Source organism: Imperialibacter sp. (assembly GCF_040222815.1).
Taxonomy (GTDB): Bacteria; Bacteroidota; Bacteroidia; order Cytophagales; family Cyclobacteriaceae; genus Imperialibacter.
This window is the reverse complement of the sequence record NZ_JAVKCH010000012.1, coordinates 1-17,925: the sequence shown is the minus strand read 5'-3', so window position 1 is coordinate 17,925 and position 17,925 is coordinate 1. Positions and strand designations below refer to the sequence as shown.

Annotated in this window: 20 protein-coding genes and 1 rRNA gene; 11 read left to right on the top strand and 10 right to left on the bottom strand. The window is 45.4% G+C overall.

What is annotated here, in order from left to right:
• Position 1: 1 nt before the first annotated feature.
• Both RIF36_RS02875 and RIF36_RS02870 read left to right on the top strand, forming a co-directional pair.
• Positions 2-655 carry an SCO family protein gene (locus RIF36_RS02875; RefSeq protein WP_350129760.1) on the top strand — a complete coding sequence of 218 codons (654 nt, stop codon included), beginning with the start codon at positions 2-4 and terminating at the stop codon, positions 653-655.
• Positions 652-1,140 (top strand): c-type cytochrome, encoded by a 489-nt coding sequence (locus RIF36_RS02870; protein ID WP_350129757.1) that lies wholly within the window; start codon positions 652-654, stop codon positions 1,138-1,140. Before RIF36_RS02875 ends, RIF36_RS02870 begins: the two co-directional genes overlap by 4 nt.
• Positions 1,141-1,241: 101 nt before the next feature.
• Here the strand turns inward: RIF36_RS02870 and RIF36_RS02865 are convergent, their stop codons facing one another.
• The 4 genes from RIF36_RS02865 to RIF36_RS02850 are packed head-to-tail and all read right to left on the bottom strand — an operon-like array spanning position 1,242 to position 4,044.
• The gene (locus RIF36_RS02865; protein WP_350129754.1) at positions 1,242-1,661 is read right to left on the bottom strand and encodes a hypothetical protein; all 420 of its coding nucleotides are present in this window, start codon (positions 1,659-1,661) and stop codon (positions 1,242-1,244) included.
• Positions 1,662-1,693: 32 nt separating this feature from the next.
• Positions 1,694-2,155, bottom strand: a complete 462-nt coding sequence (locus tag RIF36_RS02860) for a hypothetical protein (protein ID WP_350129751.1) — start codon at positions 2,153-2,155, stop codon at positions 1,694-1,696.
• Positions 2,156-2,158: 3 nt separating this feature from the next.
• Entirely contained in the window at positions 2,159-3,409 is a 1,251-nt protein-coding gene (locus RIF36_RS02855) for an ABC transporter permease (RefSeq protein ID WP_350129748.1), read from the bottom strand.
• 8 nt (positions 3,410-3,417) lie between these two features.
• Positions 3,418-4,044 (bottom strand): ABC transporter ATP-binding protein, encoded by a 627-nt coding sequence (locus RIF36_RS02850; RefSeq protein WP_350129745.1) that lies wholly within the window; start codon positions 4,042-4,044, stop codon positions 3,418-3,420.
• Positions 4,045-4,124: 80 nt separating this feature from the next.
• Here RIF36_RS02850 and RIF36_RS02845 point away from each other — a divergent pair, with 80 nt between their 5' ends.
• Entirely contained in the window at positions 4,125-4,694 is a 570-nt protein-coding gene (locus RIF36_RS02845; RefSeq protein WP_350129742.1) for a hypothetical protein, read from the top strand.
• An 82-nt stretch (positions 4,695-4,776) separates the two neighbouring features.
• On the opposite strand, the gene RIF36_RS02840 is transcribed toward RIF36_RS02845, so the two are convergent.
• The gene (locus tag RIF36_RS02840; protein ID WP_350129739.1) at positions 4,777-5,334 is read right to left on the bottom strand and encodes a DinB family protein; all 558 of its coding nucleotides are present in this window, start codon (positions 5,332-5,334) and stop codon (positions 4,777-4,779) included.
• Positions 5,335-5,519: 185 nt separating this feature from the next.
• On the opposite strand from RIF36_RS02840, the gene RIF36_RS02835 reads away from it, so the two are divergent.
• Positions 5,520-6,806, top strand: coding sequence for a cation:proton antiporter (locus tag RIF36_RS02835; RefSeq protein ID WP_151999630.1), 1,287 nt, complete (start codon positions 5,520-5,522; stop codon positions 6,804-6,806).
• Here RIF36_RS02835 and cdaA read toward each other — a convergent pair.
• A complete protein-coding gene (cdaA, locus tag RIF36_RS02830) occupies positions 6,803-7,690 on the bottom strand; it encodes a diadenylate cyclase CdaA (protein ID WP_151999629.1) in 888 nt (295 codons plus the stop codon). The two genes, RIF36_RS02835 and cdaA, sit on opposite strands and share 4 nt — an antisense overlap.
• Positions 7,687-8,544 (bottom strand): dihydropteroate synthase, encoded by an 858-nt coding sequence (folP, locus tag RIF36_RS02825; protein WP_350077095.1) that lies wholly within the window; start codon positions 8,542-8,544, stop codon positions 7,687-7,689. The genes cdaA and folP overlap by 4 nt, the downstream gene beginning before the upstream one ends.
• A gap of 46 nt (positions 8,545-8,590) precedes the next feature.
• Here folP and RIF36_RS02820 point away from each other — a divergent pair, with 46 nt between their 5' ends.
• The 3 genes from RIF36_RS02820 to RIF36_RS02810 are packed head-to-tail and all read left to right on the top strand — an operon-like array spanning position 8,591 to position 10,755.
• Positions 8,591-9,139 (top strand): DUF1599 domain-containing protein, encoded by a 549-nt coding sequence (locus RIF36_RS02820; RefSeq protein ID WP_317489640.1) that lies wholly within the window; start codon positions 8,591-8,593, stop codon positions 9,137-9,139.
• Entirely contained in the window at positions 9,136-10,230 is a 1,095-nt protein-coding gene (locus RIF36_RS02815) for a BT_3928 family protein (protein ID WP_350077093.1), read from the top strand. The genes RIF36_RS02820 and RIF36_RS02815 overlap by 4 nt, the downstream gene beginning before the upstream one ends.
• Positions 10,231-10,755 carry a shikimate kinase gene (locus RIF36_RS02810; RefSeq protein ID WP_350129736.1) on the top strand — a complete coding sequence of 175 codons (525 nt, stop codon included), beginning with the start codon at positions 10,231-10,233 and terminating at the stop codon, positions 10,753-10,755.
• Here RIF36_RS02810 and RIF36_RS02805 read toward each other — a convergent pair.
• Positions 10,752-12,278 (bottom strand): OmpP1/FadL family transporter, encoded by a 1,527-nt coding sequence (locus RIF36_RS02805; RefSeq protein WP_350129734.1) that lies wholly within the window; start codon positions 12,276-12,278, stop codon positions 10,752-10,754. The two genes, RIF36_RS02810 and RIF36_RS02805, sit on opposite strands and share 4 nt — an antisense overlap.
• 26 nt (positions 12,279-12,304) lie before the next feature.
• Positions 12,305-13,933: a hypothetical protein gene (locus tag RIF36_RS02800; protein ID WP_350149310.1), complete on the bottom strand. Its 1,629-nt coding sequence runs from the start codon at positions 13,931-13,933 to the stop codon at positions 12,305-12,307.
• Between the two features lie 145 nt (positions 13,934-14,078).
• Between RIF36_RS02800 and proS the strand changes: the two genes are divergently transcribed.
• The 4 genes from proS to RIF36_RS02780 all read left to right on the top strand — a co-directional run bounded on the left by proS (position 14,079) and on the right by RIF36_RS02780 (position 17,489).
• Positions 14,079-15,557: a proline--tRNA ligase gene (proS, locus tag RIF36_RS02795; protein WP_350077085.1), complete on the top strand. Its 1,479-nt coding sequence runs from the start codon at positions 14,079-14,081 to the stop codon at positions 15,555-15,557.
• Positions 15,558-15,617: 60 nt separating this feature from the next.
• Positions 15,618-16,091 carry an NfeD family protein gene (locus RIF36_RS02790; protein ID WP_350129729.1) on the top strand — a complete coding sequence of 158 codons (474 nt, stop codon included), beginning with the start codon at positions 15,618-15,620 and terminating at the stop codon, positions 16,089-16,091.
• Positions 16,092-16,097: 6 nt separating this feature from the next.
• Complete coding sequence (floA, locus tag RIF36_RS02785) at positions 16,098-17,120, top strand: flotillin-like protein FloA (RefSeq protein WP_151999621.1); 1,023 nt, start codon at positions 16,098-16,100, stop codon at positions 17,118-17,120.
• A gap of 219 nt (positions 17,121-17,339) precedes the next feature.
• Entirely contained in the window at positions 17,340-17,489 is a 150-nt protein-coding gene (locus RIF36_RS02780) for a hypothetical protein (protein WP_350129726.1), read from the top strand.
• Positions 17,490-17,658: 169 nt separating this feature from the next.
• On the opposite strand, the gene rrf is transcribed toward RIF36_RS02780, so the two are convergent.
• Positions 17,659-17,770: ribosomal RNA gene (gene rrf / locus RIF36_RS02775) — 5S ribosomal RNA — on the bottom strand.
• Positions 17,771-17,925: the final 155 nt, after the last annotated feature.

Below are 17,925 nucleotides of genomic sequence, written 5' to 3'. Positions count from 1 at the left end.
AATGAAAAAATTAATATTCTCGGTGCTAATGGTTGCGAGCCTTGGTGCCTGTGCAAATTTCGGAGGCGAAAAAAAACTACCCATCCTTGGCAGAAGGGAAGTGACGACGGTAGAAATTGATGGCGTAACAACAGCCGACACTATCTACCACACCATTGCCGACTTCAGGTTTCTCGATCAGGACAGTGCCTGGGTCACCAACGAAACGTACAATGGCAAAATCTACGTGGCTGACTTTTTCTTCACAAGCTGCCCCACCATTTGCCCGATCATGAAAACACAAATGATCCGCATTTATGAAACCTTTGAGAGCAATCCTGAAGTGGGCCTGCTAAGCTACTCCATTGACCCGGAGCATGACACCGTAGCGGTGTTGCACGATTTTGCAGAGCGATTGGGAGTGAAAAGCGATAAGTGGCACTTCGTTACGGGCGACAAAGATGCTATTTACGACCTGGGAGAAACCAGCTACATGGTTGTAGCGGGTGAGGATCCCGATGCTCCTGGTGGTTACATTCATAGCGGCGCCTTTCTTTTGGTGGACAAAGGCCGCCGAATCAGGGGTGTTTACGATGGCACGGTAGAGGAAGCGGTAAATGAACTGATGGAAGACATGAAAATTTTACTTAAAGAATACAACAAAGAAAAATCATGAGTAGAAAGAGAATTTTAGCATTGGCACTGGTTTCGTTCATGGCTGCCAGCATTTCAATGACAAGCTGTTCTTCAGGCGACAAAAAGCAAGAAGCCAAATCGGACGATATCTACGACGGGCTCGATGAGAGAACGAGCATCAGGCTGCGCCAGTACATGAGCGAGGGGGCACAACTATATAAGCAAAACTGCTCTGCTTGCCATCAAACTGAAGGCCAGGGACTTGCTGCCCTCATCCCACCCCTGGCAGGCTCCGACTTTCTAATGGCCGATGCCAAAAAAGCCGCCTGCATCATTAAAAATGGCCAAAGCGGTAAAATCACGGTAAACGGAGTTGAATACGACGGAGTCATGCCCATGCTCAATTTGAAAGACCTGGAGATAGCAGAAATACTCACCTACATTTCCAATTCGTGGGGCAACAAAAAAGGGTTGATTGATGTGAATGACGTGGCTGGCTTTTTAAAGGATTGCGAAACAAAGTAACAGAAGAGGCTGCCGATGGCGGCGGCCTTTCCTTTTAAACTTTTTGTTGTTGATCGATTGCCTTCACTGCAAGTCTCTTAGTGAAGATTGGACGCAGAAGTCTATTGTAGTGCCTGCCCCTCCTCCAGTGACTTCAGCATGTCGTCTCTTACCTTGTCGATTTTTTCTTTTTGGTTCTTTAGGTAAACTAAAACCTCAGCTACCGGCGCTTCATTGTCAGGCATTTCAAATTGCCTCATCCACTCCATCATGCCGTCATTGGCATGTTCTATTTTCTGAGCAGTCTGTCTTAAAGTATTTATTTCGGTCGAAAAATCCTGCCCCGTTAAAGCACCCAGTGAGTCTGCCTTTGCCTGCAGTGCTTTCGCCGTCTTTCTCAACTCTCCCATCTTGGGCATTACCTCATCATGCGCCGACATCACTTCGGCCATTAAGGCATCCTTTTGCTCCCTCTGTTCATTGGAGCACGCAGTGGCAGTAGCCACCAGGAGAAGAAGAAATGCTACCTTTTTTATTTTCATTGCCATTGGTTTTTTAACGCTCTTAGTTTACATCAGTTAGCCGGGCCAACCATCACAGCATCCTTCAGAATATACATTAGCTGGTTGTAATCGGTTTCATTCAGCTCAAGTTTACCTCTCACCTTGATGCCGTTGGCCGTGTACTTAATGGGCTCCTTAAGATAAATTTCAATCACCGATTCAGGTCCCCCGCTACCGCAGAAAAAGCACGCCGCAACGGGCAACGACGACAGAATGATATGATCCGGCTTAAACATCCCATCAAAAGGGATGATATAGCCTGGAAGCTCTATTTCCTTGCCTGCAAGTTTTTGAATCTCATCACCAAACACAGGAATACTCAGCTCCCCATATTCATCTTTACCTACCTTGTAAGTTACCTTGGCCAGAGTGGCCCAGTTAGCCGTAGCCAGCGACTTGTTGTTATCCTGCGCATGCGACGCATACGACACGCCAACGATAAGAAAAGCCACTGCGATCAAAATTCTCTTCATAATTTATGCTCCTTTAGCGAGTACCTCAGAAATGTCAGTCTTGTAGGCATTGATAGCCGGAATAAGCGAAGCTACCACTCCCAGAAGTAAACTTATATATAATATGTAAAGTTCGGAAGGCAAAAATACAAGGCCGGTGATGCCAGCAGACGACCCTTTCAAAATGAATTGAGCAAGTATTTCTACCACGCCATGGCCTAGCACAAAACCAACCCCAGCTCCCAGCAACGTGATGATAACGCCCTCCATAACAATGTGAATGAATAGCCTGAGCCTGGATGCCCCCAATGATCGCATAATGGCCAGGTCATACTGCCTCTCCTTCAGCGAACTGTACAATGCTATGAAAATGCTTAGCCCAGCCATCAGAATGATCAGGTAGGCGAAGCCTTGCACCACATCAACCCCAATGCCTATCAGTGAGAAAAGCCTGGCCGTTTCAAAAGCAGGTGAAGCAGCCTGCATGCTGCTTTGCGTATTAACCATGCGAGGAAGCTGAACTGCCGCCATCGGACCCCGATACTGCACCAGCAATGAAGTCACCTCTTTTTCCTCAAGCTGCTCCTGAGTAACTGCTATTCCCAAAACCTCAATCGCCGCCGTGTCCGGCAAGTTCTCGTGCCCGTCCCCTGCTTCATCATGGCCATGCATCAGCCATACGCTGGGAACACTTGTCAGAATAAGATTGTCAACGACCTTGCCCGTGGGCTGTAGCACCCCCACCACCTTGTAGGCATGAGCCTCATGCGCCTCGCCCCCGTCCGCCATGCCATGTTCTCCAAAAAAGGTGTCGCCAATGGCCAGGCTCAACGTTTGTGCCGCAGCTGCCCCGAGTGTCACCTCGTAGTCATCCTCCCACAGGGTTCCTTCATCAAGCATCAAACCATACAAATCAGCAAACCCCCTGGTCGACCCTACAATTCTTAAAGATTTGTAGCTGTCCCCCAGGGCCAATGGTATCACGTTTTTCACCAGCCTGTTCCTGGAAAGTTTTGCGGCTTCTTTGAGAGATATGTTTCCCGTTGGGTAGTCAATATGGTAGATGCTTCCAAGTATTATCTGAAGAGGGCTGCCCTTGGCTCCCACCACAAGGTCAATGCCACTGGCATTTTCCGAGAGCTTGTCCTGCAACTGCTTGCTCACAAGGAGCAAAACGACAATAATGCCTATTCCGAACGACAGTAATAGCACGTTGAGCGCTGTACTCAGCGGCTTGCCTTTTATGTACTTCCAGCTCAAAACAAAAAGGTTCATATCTCTATTTAAAGCTTGAGTTGGTGAGGGAATCGACTCTTCACCCTTTGATCGTGTGTGGCGATAACGAGCGTAGCATTATACATATTTGCCTGCTCTTCAAGGATGTTCAAAACCTTTTCGCTGTTATCGTCATCCAAACTGGCAGTCGGTTCATCCGCCAGAATCACTTTTGGCTTATTAAGTACAGCCCTTGCTATTGCTATTCGCTGGGCTTCACCCTGACTTAGCTCATAAACCTTCGCATTTCTTCTATCAGACAGGTTAAGAACGTCAAGCACATCCCGTATCCTTTTTTTGTCTTGAGGAAGCTCGGCCATATACTGAGCAAGCAGCAAATTGTCTTCAACTGTTAACACACTCAGCAAGTGAGGCTTTTGGAAAATAAGCCCAATATGCTTGCCCCTGAACACATCCATTCTATGACCTCCGAGTTCAGAAAGCACCTGACCTGCTGCCTTCACAATACCAGCCGTTGGCGTTCTAAGCCCGGCCAGCAAGTGAAGCAAAGTTGTTTTGCCACACCCCGACCCACCCAGGATAAGGCTATGCTTGCCCTGCTCAACTTCCCAGTCAGGAAATGCCAGGCGCTTGTCTGGCCCATACGTGTAAATAACGCTTTGTACGCTTATCATAAAACTAAGTCGGGTCAAAAATAGAGGTTAATATGTTAGCCTGAAACGATGCTTTACGAAGTTCACAGAGAATGTGCTGAGTGGTCGTTGAAGTAGTTTCTATCCCCAATTTGAAACTTTCTCGCAACTTCCCGGCAAAAATTTCACTCTTCGCTCTTAACAGAAAGCTGGTTTTTAAGGCTTTCATGAAAGAAATGACAGAATTGCTAATTAGTCAAGATGTTCTCAGCCGTGTAAGTAATGAAGAAATTATCCACGGTTCAATCAGCATTCGCACAATAACTTTGAAGCTGAAAGTTATGGAAATGAACACAAACAATTTTAGTCAGGTACTGGAGCTTGGAAAAGATGATGAGTCATTCATCAACACATTTATTGATCAAAGCACGCAAGAATTGGCAAACTATTTGTCTTGCATCAGAGAAGGAGTAGAAACAAAAAATATGTATTGGCTGAACTTCATCAAACACAAATCAAAAACTCTGCTTGAACTACTAAGCGATGAAGCGGCTTCAAAGAAAATATCGATAATCTCAGAGCTTGCCAGCCAGGGTCAGTGGGAACTGGATCACCAACTTAGCTCCCTTGAAACAGAAATATATCAGCTCATAGAAAATATCAAAACGCAACTTAAAACTCAGGAGGTATAAAATGACAATCTTATTCGCATTCATAGGAATGGTTTTACCGATGGTCGGCTTTTTTCTCAACGATTTTTTATCTGAAAGAAAATCAGCTCGTTAATCGTCTTATTTGACGTGCGTGGTGGTCAAAATGACTGATCATAAATTTGATTGTCTGCTGCATGTCGAGCCGCCCAATAATGGGATGTTTGAAAAGCTGCCAGCCAAACTGATGCTCGTCGAGGCGATCAATAAGCTTCAAGAAGCCCTCATCGGACCGATCCCAGTCTGCACTGATTTCTTCCAGCACCAACCTCTCAGGAAACACAGCTAGTCCTTTCGGGGCTTTGAACTTTAGCGGTGACCTCAAAGTAATTTCGAGCAACACCAACTTTACTCCCGAAAGAAAAGATGAGTTTGGAAGTCCATCCTGCGAAAACGATAATTTTTTCTCAATGTAGCGCAGGGTTCCCGCCTCAGATGCCTTCACATGATAAAGAATTTGCAGTATGCTCCATTTGCCTTCCGCAGGTGGCCGATCCAACAAGGCTGCATCTACCGACGCAACTATTTTAAATAGCTGTTCCCTTTTCTCCCGCAACACCTCAAATTGCTTCTTTAGCTTTTCTTTCTTCATAAAAAACTGATGGTCATACGCTACTGACATCGGGTTAATCCGCTTTTGACACAATTTACGTCTGGAACTCAAAAGACCGCATTCGTACAAGTTTTGAGTAACCGTAAAAAAAAACGGGTCATTTATTCATAATACACTAAATTTGGGCAAATTTTATCTAAATCACCTGCATAGTTATTATCAACAAAAAAATTACCCGGCATTGAACGCCTTCTATGCATATACTTGATATAGTCGCAATTTTTGTCTGCCTGGCAGGCATCTTTATATACGTAAACACATACTTCATCAAATTGCCCTCTTCCATTGGGCTGATGTTAATGGCGCTTTGCCTGTCCTTTTGCATTTTAGTAGCTGGCTGGCTGTTCCCCGATTTCATCATAGGCACCGAGCGTGTCATGGAAAACTACGATTACTCCGATGTGCTCTATCAGGTAGTGCTCATTTTCATGCTCTTTGCGGGCGCACTCCAAATCGACTTCAAGAAACTCGCCCAGGAGAAATGGCCTGTGTTAATATTAGCCACGGCCAGTATTTTCATTTCCACGGTCATCGTGGGCCTTGGCATTTTCTACATTCTGAAGTTTTCCGGCATCCATCTTGACCTGATTTATTGCCTGGTCTTTGGCGCCCTGATATCGCCCACTGATCCCATTGCCCTTACATCGACCATCAAGAAGTATAACCTATCCAAAAGACTGGCCATTCAAGTCTCCGGTGAATCACTTTTCAATGATGGCGTGGCTGTGGTGCTGGCACTTACATTGCTCGACCTGGCGCATACCGGCGAAGACCACAGAATCAGCTTTTGGGATGTCGGCTTTATATTTTCCCTCGATGTTGGGGGGGGAATCATACTTGGGCTTATCCTTGGTTTTGTTGGCTACCGGCTGCTTAAGTACATTGACAACGATCAATCGGAACTGGAGATCCTGGTTACGCTGGCGCTGGTACTAACGGGAGCGCAAATAGCAACAATTCTCCACATCTCCGCCAAGCAGGCTGCAGTGGTAGCCGGGCTGATTATAGGAAACGAAGGCCGTGGAAACTATATCACCAGCGTCACCAGCGACTACGTGTTTAAGTTTTGGAGTTTGATGGAGGAGTCTCTAAATGCTATGCTTTTTGTGTTGATTGGGCTCGAAATGTTGGTCATCACCATCCGTCTCGACTATTTCGCAGCAGGCTTTTTTGCTTTTACGTTGATTTTGGTAGCCCGGTTTATCAGTGTGGGAATTCCTATAAAGCTCATGTCTGTTTTCAAACAACACCATTTCGAAAAACACTCTGTGACAATCATGACCTGGGGAGGGCTCCGGGGAGGCATACCTATTGCATTGTCACTCTCTCTCCCGGAATTTGAGGGAAAAGACATCATTGTCACAATGACTTATACAGTTGTTGTGCTATCTATCCTGTTTCAGGGGCTCACCGTACGCAAACTGCTGGAGTATTCGTTCGGCGTGCGGCTAGAAAAGCCAGTAAATGCCGACCATCACTAAGCAGAGGTCTTTTCCTTTTTTAGAGGTTTTTCGGCTTCGGCGGCAGCTGCCTTATTTGCTTCAGAAAGCAGCTCCTCATCCTCGTTTTCTGAAAGGTAGTCGTTGATTTTCTTTCTAATGTCCTGAGGTGCCAGGTTGTAGAATACTCTTCCGTTCCTCACGACAGAAAGCTGACCTGTTTCCTCTGAAACCACCAGAATCAACGTGTCTGTCTGCTCCGACATTCCTATTGCCGCCCGATGCCTGAGCCCGAACTGAGCTGGCAAATTGTCTCTTTCGGTTACGGGCAAAATACACCTTGCGGCCACTATCTTCCCTTCGTAAACGATTACAGCGCCATCATGCAGTGGGCTATATTTGTTGAATATAGAGAGAAGCAGCCTTTTGGAGAGTATGGCGTCCATTCTGTCACCGGATTCTGCATAAAACTTGAGCTCAGTGTTCTTAGAAACCACCATAAGGGCACCGGTGTTTGATCCGCCCAGGCTCTTCATCCCCTCTACCAAGGGAGTCACATCAAATTTATTGCTGGCAGATGAGCTGCGCCAAAAGACACCAAACGATTTGAAGAAACTTTCCTTGTCAAATGCGGTGGTTCGTCCGATAATAAGCAGGAACTTCCTGATTTCCTGCTGAAACAAGATAATTACCGCCAGCACACCCACTCCCATGAACTGACCAAGAATGATCGACAATAGTTCCATCTCGGCAGCCCTCACCACCAGATACACTAGGTAGAGAAACAAGAAGCCTAGAAACACCCGAATGGCCACACTCCCCCTCATGAGCTTATACACGTGGTACAGGAGCACGCTCACAAAGCCTATGTCGATGACATCAACCCACCCAATTTCTAAAAACCCAATTTTGAACGCTAGTATCAAGTATATACCCTCCTGTATAATTCTATGGCCTCAATAGCCTCTTTTGTATCATGTACTCTCAGAATATTCGCCCCATTCTCTAACGCAATCATATGCAAAGCTGTTGTGCCATTAAGCGCTTCTTCCGCATTTATTTCAAGTGTTTTATAAATCATCGACTTCCTCGATAACCCGACCATAACTGGAGCACCCAATGCTTCGAGAAACGACATCTTTCCTAGTAACTCAAAGCCGGCGGAAGGCCCTTTTGCAAACCCAAAACCCGGGTCGATAATGATGTCCTTCACCCCATTCGAACGCAAGTAGTTAAGCTTGCTACTAAAGTAGTCACAAACTTCCTGTAAAACATCCTCATAATCCGACATCTGCCTCATCGTCTGCGGCGTACCCTTCATGTGCATGAGAATGTAAGGGACATTCCGCTCCGCTACTAATGAAAACATTTCAGCGTCCAGTTCTCCTCCCGAAATATCATTAAGCATTTGAGCACCGGCATCAAGAGCTGCTTTGGCAACTGACGCTCTGAAGGTATCCACTGATAGAATAGCTTGAGGAAACTGTCGGATGACGGTAGCAACTACATGGCCAACCCGCCGCTGCTCTTCTTCTTCACTAATATGATCAGCATCAGGGCGGGAGGAATAACCGCCTATGTCAAGAAAAGTGGCCCCGTCGGTTAAATGCCTTTCGGCGAGAGCCAGGATATCACTGTCAGTCTTTAATCGCCCTCCATCATAAAACGAGTCGGGAGTAAAGTTAACAATGCCCATCACGCATGGATATTCCAGCGATATGATTTGTCCCCGAACTTCGATACTCCTTTTAGCATCAAAGGGTTTATGAATTGAAAGCAATTTCGTTATTTTTAGCGCCCTGTTGAGACAATTAAGATTTACTCCTTTGGAAGAAAAAACTGTTGGCGAATATACTCAAGTAATAAAGGCTTGTAAAGAATTATTTGAAAAGAAGACCCGTGATTATGGCACCGCCTGGCGCATTTTGCGGCTTTCTTCCCTCACCGATCAAATATTCATCAAAGCGCAAAGAATCCGCTCTATTCAGGAAAAGGGGACGCAGAAGGTCGAAGATAATATCAGTGGAGAGTTTATTGGTATTATCAACTATTGCATCATTGCTATGATTCAAATGGAGCTGGCCGAAAACCCGGCGCTGGAACTGCCGTATGAAGCGTTGGAACCCCACTATGATAAAATTGCCCGGGAGACAATGGAATTGCTCCTCAACAAAAATCATGACTATGGTGAGGCCTGGCGGGAAATGAGAGTGAGCTCGATGACCGACATTATTTTAATGAAGCTATTGAGAGTAAAACAAATTGAAGACAACAAAGGAAAAACATTGGTGTCGGAAGGCATAAAAGCCAACTATCAGGACATGATCAATTACGCAGTGTTTTGTTTGATAAAACTAAACTATCTCAGCAAATGAAGTGGTTATTACAAATATCAAGATTTTTCGTCGGTGGTCTCTTTATTTTTTCTGGTGCCATCAAAATCAACGACCCTGTAGGCACTGCCATCAAACTTGAGGAGTACTTCGAGGTTTTCGCTTCCGATATTGCCTCGTTCTTCGAAATATTCGTTCCGCTTGCTTTACCATTGGCGGTGTTTCTTTGCGTGCTGGAAGTGGTACTGGGAATCGCCGTCCTTCTTAACTATCGGGTAAAAATCACCTATTGGCTGCTGCTTATCATCATTGTCTTCTTTACATTTCTCACATTCTACTCAGCTTACTTCGACAAAGTGACTGACTGCGGCTGCTTTGGCGACGCCATCAAACTTACTCCGTGGGAGTCATTCATAAAAGATATCATACTCACCATTTTCATAGCTTTCTTATTCCTCAAAAGAAACCTCGTAGCCAGCGAGTCTGAGGAAAGTCGCACCAGGGATATTATCATTGGAGGCGCAACAGCTCTATCACTTTTCATTGGCATATACGCCATTCGCCACCTTCCTTTCATCGATTTCAGAGCATACAAAGTAGGCAACAACCTGCCCGAGCTTATGGAGCCGTCAGGCGAACTGAAGTATGAATACGTGATGGAAAAGGATGGCAAAGAGCATCGAATGGAGCAGTACCCCACCGATAAGTCGTACACCTTCAAGGAAATGGTCATCCTTAACCCTGAAGTGCAACCTAAAATCACGGACTATGCCGTGTGGAACGATGATGGCGACTTTACGCAGGAAACATTCACTGGGAATAAGCTGTTTGTGATCACCTACAATGTGGGAAAGGTCAATAAAGAACACTTTTCTGAGATCAACACACTTATCAGTCAGCTTAGTGGACAAGCAGACACCTGGGCACTGACAGCGTCAGATCCCACAAGCTTCGAAGCCTTTAGGCACGAAGTGCAACTGGCAGTTCCTTACTACTATTCCGACGCCACAGTTCTAAAAACCATCATCAGGTCTAATCCGGGGCTTCTACTAGTGAAAGATGGCGTGGTGAAAGGCAAGTGGCATTTCAACGACGTCCCAACGGCATACGAAGTCCAAAGTCTTCTTCGCTAAATGTTGGCTGGCGGAAAACCGATTTTCTTAATTGGCCTGCCGGGGTCTGGGAAAACCACTGTCGGAAAACTTTTGAGCACTCAACTCGGCATTCCATTCATCGACCTCGATGACATAATAGTGCGAAGGGAGGGCAGGGCCATCAGCGAAGTGTTTGAAAAAGAAGGCGAAGACTATTTCAGAAAAGTGGAGGCTGCTTGCCTTGCCACTCTTATTGAATCAAAGGATATCAAGGTAGTAGCCACTGGTGGAGGCACTCCCTGTTTTTTCGATAATCTCGAAAAAATGAAAAGACATGGAATCACTTGCTATCTGGAAACACCCTGGAATGAACTCGCAGCCAGGGTAGCTCCAGAAGAAAGCACAAGGCCTTTGTTCAAAGGATTGGCAGGGTCTGAAATAGAAAACCAGCTCCAGGAGCGCTTTTCATGGCGACTCCCGTTCTATCAAAAAGCCCAAATCATCATCTCAACCGAGAATAAATTAGCATCAAACGTAGCTAAAGAGCTCCTGGCCCGGCTTTAGAATGTAAAACCAAAGGTAATCAGACCTGAGGTCGTTCTGTTTTTGATGCTAACCTCCGGGCTTACATTGTTAGCCAATATGTATGGTGAGTAATTCTGATTCGAAAAAGTATTGATAATGCCAAGGTCAACGTAGAAGTTACTTAATCTGATACCAGCGCCAGCCGTAACTGACTGTTTGTTCCCGGTAGAAGAATCAGAACTGGCGTGAGGGTTGCCATAAAGCACATAACCGGCTCTCAGCCTGAATATATCCAACCTTGCTTCAGCCCCAATCCGATAGTTTAAAGTCGGCTTGTACAAATTTTCGATCGTTCTGTTATCTGCGTTAGCTGAAAAATCGGTTGATCTCAACCTTGCAGTAGAATAGTTTACCAACTCCACATCAGCAGAAACAAACCCATTCTTTCCAGCAAATACTGACACTCCCGCCGATAGTCGACCTGGCGTAGTCATTTGATAGCTCGACTCGAGAAGGTCTCCATCGGAGGTCAAAACATTCAGAACGGTATCTTCCGGCTCATAATAGAAATTGTTGTAGTTGGTAGTGAGAGCGTATGTACTCACTTCGTTCAAATCGTAGATCGTCGGTGTAGTATACGAAACCCCAACCCTAACTAAATCTAACGGGCGGTAGATGAAACCAAAAGTCGCATTCACACCAGTTCCTGTTATCTCAAGACTTTCGTCAGCCGAAATGCTGTTGATGGTCGGGTCATCCGCATCATTAGCGAAGTCGTAAAAGCTATTCTCTGTATAACGTTTAGTATTCTTATACCTTAACCCCACAATCCCTAGACCAGCTCCAAAGTAAAATTTGTCGTCGTAGTTACCACCGTAAGAAAAGCTCCACTGGTTTTGGCCACCTACGGTTTTAACCGTTTCGCTCTGACGAGGATATCCCAGCACAAACGAATCATAAGTTCCGTCCTGATCTGCTACAGGATTGATCAGATAATTGTAGTAAGCAAGGCTTAGCAACCCTCTGTTGTCGATGCTGTTTACAGGTATTCCGTTCGATTGCTCCAGAAAATAGTCAATTATCGAGCTATTGTCGTTGTAGCCCTCATATGTGAATTCATTATAAAAATCATTCACCCGCTGATAGTTAATAGCAAACGTTCCTCCTTTGAATTTATCCTGAACAACATCCCCTTTCGAGAAATTAAAGGCCACACCTAACGTACTCAAATTAAATTTATTGAGGTAGCCGCTATTTTTTTCGTCAGCAAACGTGGCATCCGAAGTATTAAAATTTAATGAGGGTGTAACAGCAAACACAGACCTGTTAAAATACCCAAGACCAGCCGGGTTACTTGCAGCAGTGGTAATGTCTCCCCCAAGCGATGTGTTGGCTCCCCCTAATCCCTGCATCCTGGCCGAACCGGTTGTCGATGAAATACTGCTGAACCTTAGTGCATCAGTATAATAACCAAACGACCCACTTTCAACCTGCGCACTTAGTTTTCCAAAAGAGCATACCATTAGCATGCCTACGACAGTAAGCTTAGTCAACTTCTTCATTTTAGTCTGGTATTTATGAATAAAACTTAATTACCACGGCCACTTCTTGATCCTCCCGAAGAGGATCCTGATGACCTGCTTCCTCCGGAGCTGCTTCCGGAAGATCGGCTAGGTGCCGAAAACCCACCGCTGCTACCAGAACTTCTGCTAGGAGCAGAAAAGGTGTTAGACCCACCACTACTTCTGCTGGGAGCCGGAGCAGACCAGCCAGAGTTGCTTCTGCTACCACTACTCGACCCACTGCTTCTATTATAAGAGGGGCTTGAATAAGAATTATTGCTTCGCCCACTATTAGAAGGTGCAGAATATGATGGACTGGAATAGCCGCTGCTATTGGATCTTGTTCTGTACGAATTGTTGTTAGGAATTACCTGCCTGTTCATCTGTCCAGATGACGACCTGGAGTTGCTAGGCGCCACTCCCCTGAATTCGTTGGTCGAACTATTGTTCGTCCTTCCAGAAGATGTCGGGTTCAAACTTCTTGAGCTATTGGAGTTAGTAGTCGTTCCTGTAGTGGAAGAACCTCTGCCAGTATTGGCATTCTCAGAAGTCCTGCCGACCGCCGTATATGAGTTCCTTGATCTCACACCCGACTCATATGTGGTTCTGCCTGAGTTTCTATCGGTCACAGCAGAAGTATTTCTGTCGCTAGTGCCTACTCCTGAACTGTAACCAGCCCTGGATCTCTGAAAATACTCGTTTTGAGTACCCGAGTAGTCTCTTGAGCTTGTCGAACTCGAAACAGTTCTTCCTCTCGATGATGTAGAACCGCTTCTGTCGGTCGACCCAGTCACATTCTGCACATTGGCATTTCTGTATCTGCTAGACCCGGCCGTGTTTGCATAACTGCCACCACCAACGGCACTTCTATTCACTCTCCCACCTCTCACTACATTTTTCGCATATACGCCTTTGCCGCCGCCTGAATAGTAGCCATCGTAGAACCCATGATAGTAGCCGTTTCCATATCCGAAGTAACTATAAGGTCTGTTCCAACCCCAACCACCGTACCTACCCCAGCCGCCACCGTAATAGCCTCCCCAGGTATATCCCCATGGGTCATAAAATCCACCAGGGTAGCCAAAACCATACCCCATTCCACCCCAGCCCCAATTATAGCCTATTGAAAAGCCGATATAGGGATTCCAGTAAGGACTATTCCATGCGCTGAAGTAATAATTATTGTATGGCATCCAGGAATTCCAATTGTTACCGTAACCACCCGTGTAGATATTAACTGTGCTGGCTCCCGATGTAGTATAGCCATTAGAGTTATAACCATCCACATAGTAGTCTTCGCTGCTATAGTTCTGATTCTCCTGATTGTCGAGCGCAGCCTGCTCATCAAGCTGAGACTGCACACTTTCCTGCGAAGCACTCTTATACTTAGCTATATACTCAGGATTGACTGTCTTTGCGGAATAAGTTGGGTTGTACGTATTGTTGCTGTACGACTCATAAGTTGCCTGAGACTCAGTCACAGGTTGCCCTTCCTCGTTGGTAGCATATTTGATTTTAACCCTGTCATTTTTCGAAAAGTAGAGATCGTCCACTTCCTTGGATGACTGAGACATTGCCGCAAAAGGCACCAATGCAATCATTGCCCCTAAGCTTAGAGCTGTCTTTAACGCTGCGAACTTCGTGTACCTTTTCATAGCTTTATATTTTTTGACTCCCTATAATTTAATGACAACAAAACAACGTAAAGAGTTTCCCTTCCCGTTTCCTTTCATTCACGTATATTTGTCGTCAATGGTATTTACAATTTAAGCAATATCTGTACCAAAAATTAATTTTTCGATGAGTAAAGGATTACCTAAAAGGAGCGAGGACTATTCACTGTGGTATAACGAACTGGTAAAAAGGGCTGATTTGGCCGAAAATTCACCTGTTCGGGGATGTATGGTAATTAAACCCTATGGCTACGCTATCTGGGAAAAAATGCAGCAGGAGCTTGATCGCATGTTCAAGGAAACGGGCCATTCCAATGCCTACTTCCCACTTTTCATACCAAAATCCTATTTAAGTAAAGAGGCTGCACACGTAGAAGGGTTCGCAAAAGAGTGCGCCGTGGTTACTCATTACCGACTTAAGAACGATGAAAACGGGGGTGGTATTATTGTAGACCCAGAGGCTAAGTTGGAAGAAGAATTAATTGTGAGGCCGACATCCGAAACAGTTATATGGAGCACGTACAAAAATTGGATTCAATCATACAGAGATCTTCCTTTACTCATTAATCAATGGGCTAATGTGGTTCGCTGGGAAATGCGCACAAGGCTATTTCTTCGCACAGCCGAATTTCTCTGGCAAGAAGGCCACACTGCCCATGCCACCAAAGCAGAAGCAGTTGAGGAAACTGTACGTATGCTCAACGTATACGCTGAATTCGCCGAGACCTTTATGGCCCTTCCGGTAATTAAAGGTGTTAAAACCGAAAACGAACGGTTTGCCGGAGCTGAGGACACCTATTGTATTGAAGCACTCATGCAAGATGGAAAAGCGCTTCAGGCAGGTACTTCTCATTTTCTTGGGCAGAACTTTGCCAAAGCATTCGACGTCAAGTTTCAGTCGAAGGAAGGTGGCCTTGAGTATGTCTGGGGTACCAGTTGGGGCGTAAGCACCAGGTTAATGGGAGCTCTCATCATGGCTCACTCCGACGACAACGGCTTGGTACTTCCTCCGAATCTTGCTCCAAACAAAGTCGTTATCGTCCCTATTTACCGATCAGATGACGAGAAGGAACAGATCAATGAGGTAACTAAGGAAATGATCAGCAAACTTCGCAAAGCGGGTATTTCCGTAAAATATGACGATCGAGATACGCATAAGCCTGGATGGAAATTTGCTGAGTACGAGCTAAAAGGCGTACCGGTTCGCATCGCTATCGGCCCCAAAGACCTTGAAAACGGAACTGTTGAGGTAGCAAGAAGAGACACCCTGGAGAAGTCGGTCATTCCGTTAAATGAGGAATTTACGACGACGATAAATCAGCTACTTGAAGACATGCAGGCTAATATCTATAAGAAGGCACATGACTTCAGAGCCGGCATGATTACGAAAGTTGAATCCTACGAGGAGTTTAAAAGTGTGCTTGACAAAAAGGGTGGATTTGTACTAGCGCACTGGGATGGCACCCCCGAGACCGAAGAAAAAGTGAAGGACGAAACAAAAGCCACTATTAGATGTATTCCTCTTGATGGAGAAGAAGAAGCCGGTAAATGCATGGTAACAGGTAAGCCGTCTAAGCAAAGAGTAATTTTCGCCAGAGCTTACTAAGCGAACATTTCTCAAGGTAAGCTCGAAGTTAATTTCTAAATTTCAGGAACTTAAACAATTATGGCAGAGTGGTTCATTGTTATCGGGCTTGTGGTTTTCGGGCTGGCACTCATAGTCATCGAGGTGGTGTTTATTCCTGGAACCACTATCGTTGGAATACTTGGATGTATCTTTGGTGTTGCTGCTCTCTATCTCAGCTTCGAGTATTTCGGAAACACCATTGGCGCAATTATCTCTATTGTCTCACTGATTGTGGGGATATCAGTGGTGGTTGTTAGCCTAAAGAGTGGCGTTTGGGAAAAGTTTTCCCTCAAATCGACCATGGAGGGGAAGGTAAACGGAGAAATTGTAGTAACAGCAAAAGTTGGCGATATTGGCAAAGCCATTTCAACTCTAAAGCCTATAGGCAACGGTCTATTTGATGAGAAAATAATGGAAGTTCGAAGCAGTGGCGACTATATCCCGGCCGATGCCAAAATACAGATTTCGAAAATTGTCGATAGTAAAATATTCGTTGAATCAATCTTAAATTAATCAATAATGGGTAATCTTTCTTTTCTATTTTTAGTCTTCGCCGCCATTATAGGATTCTTCATTTTCCTATACTTCGTGCCAGTGAACCTTTGGATCACAGCAATCTTTTCCGGCGTAAAGGTTGGGCTACTTGAACTTGTTTTTATGCGCATCAGAAAGGTGCCTCCAAGTGTTGTGGTAAACTCATTAATTACAGCCACAAAAGCGGGTATCGCTATTTCGGATGAACACACTGGGGAAAAACGCCAATTGAAAACCTCAGATCTTGAAACGCACTACCTGGCTGGTGGTAATGTGCCCCAGGTAATCAGGGCACTTATTTCAGCTGACAAGGCTAACATCAACTTGTCATTCAAGCAGGCAACTGCTATTGACCTTGCAGGTAGAGATGTGTTTGAGGCAGTTCAAATCTCGGTTAATCCGAAAGTAATCAACACACCTTCTGTAGCTGCGGTAGCTGCAGACGGCATCCAACTTGTAGCGAAAGCCAGAGTTACCGTCCGTGCCAATATTCAACAACTTGTTGGTGGCGCTGGTGAAGACACCATTCTTGCGAGGGTTGGGGAAGGCATTGTAACATCAATTGGTTCTGCCGCTACACATAAAGCTGTTTTAGAAAACCCAGATAAAATCTCCAAACTGGTATTGGCCCGTGGCCTTGATGCTGGAACAGCTTTCGAAATTCTTTCCATTGACATTGCCGACGTAGACGTTGGAGCTAACATCGGTGCCAAACTCCAAACTGACCAGGCGTCAGCCGACTTGAAAGTGGCTGAAGCTAAGGCGGAAGAGAGAAGAGCCATGGCCGTTGCCCTTGAGCAGGAAATGAAAGCAAAAGCTCAGGAAGCCCGGGCCAAGGTTATCGAAGCTGAAGCTGAAGTACCCAAAGCGATGGCAGAAGCCTTCCGCTCAGGTAACATGGGCATCATGGACTACTACAAAATGCAAAACGTAAAAGCTGATACTGAGATGAGAGAATCTATTTCAGGCTCCGGCTCTTCCAAATCAAAGTCCAAGAATAAGGAATAGGGCCGAACAAGACCCCACTGAAAAGATTAAGAAGCCTCAAAGCTATTTGTATTGAGGCTTCTTTTTTGTACCCAACGGCAGGCCTCAAGCTGCCGACCTGTTAGCTTCCCAAAAAGAATAAACTACGGCTTCCAGCGCACTCTGCCTGAAAAGAATGAAAGTCCGTCCGGCAGCCTAACCGGAATCCATCTGGAAACAAGCTTTCGCCAAACCAACAAGATGAGTGGGAAAGGTGGCTTCAAATCTTTCAACAAAGAAGCAAGAAGCATCTACAAACACTATCAAACCGGCCTGAACTTCCTCAACAAAAGAAGGATCAATGCTGCTGCTGGATCTTTCAATGCCAAGATAAAAGCCTTCAGAAGTTAGTTCAGAGGGGTGAGAATCGTCAGCTTCTTCCTATACAGACTCTCTAAAATCTATGCTTAGTACAATCAGCACCCAGATTTTCCGCATGATTCTAAATCCTTTTAAACGCAAAAAAGCCTCTAAGATTACTCTTAGAGGCTTGTGACAACCTTGTGGGTTGTTTGATAAAATCAGGCAACGACCTACTCTCCCACCTTGCACAGCAGTACCATCGGCGCAGACAGGCTTAACTTCTCTGTTCGGAATGGGAAGAGGTGGACCCCGTCGCTATAGTCACCTAAAGCTCGTTGATTACTTACTCATCTTTTGATGAGTACTTAAACGTCGTTGAACTTCTTTCAACAACAAATATCTTATGACATACCAAGAGAAAATACATTCAAGCTGTTCCAGGCCCCGTCCCGACAAGTCGGGGCGGGGCACTCTCTTCAATAAA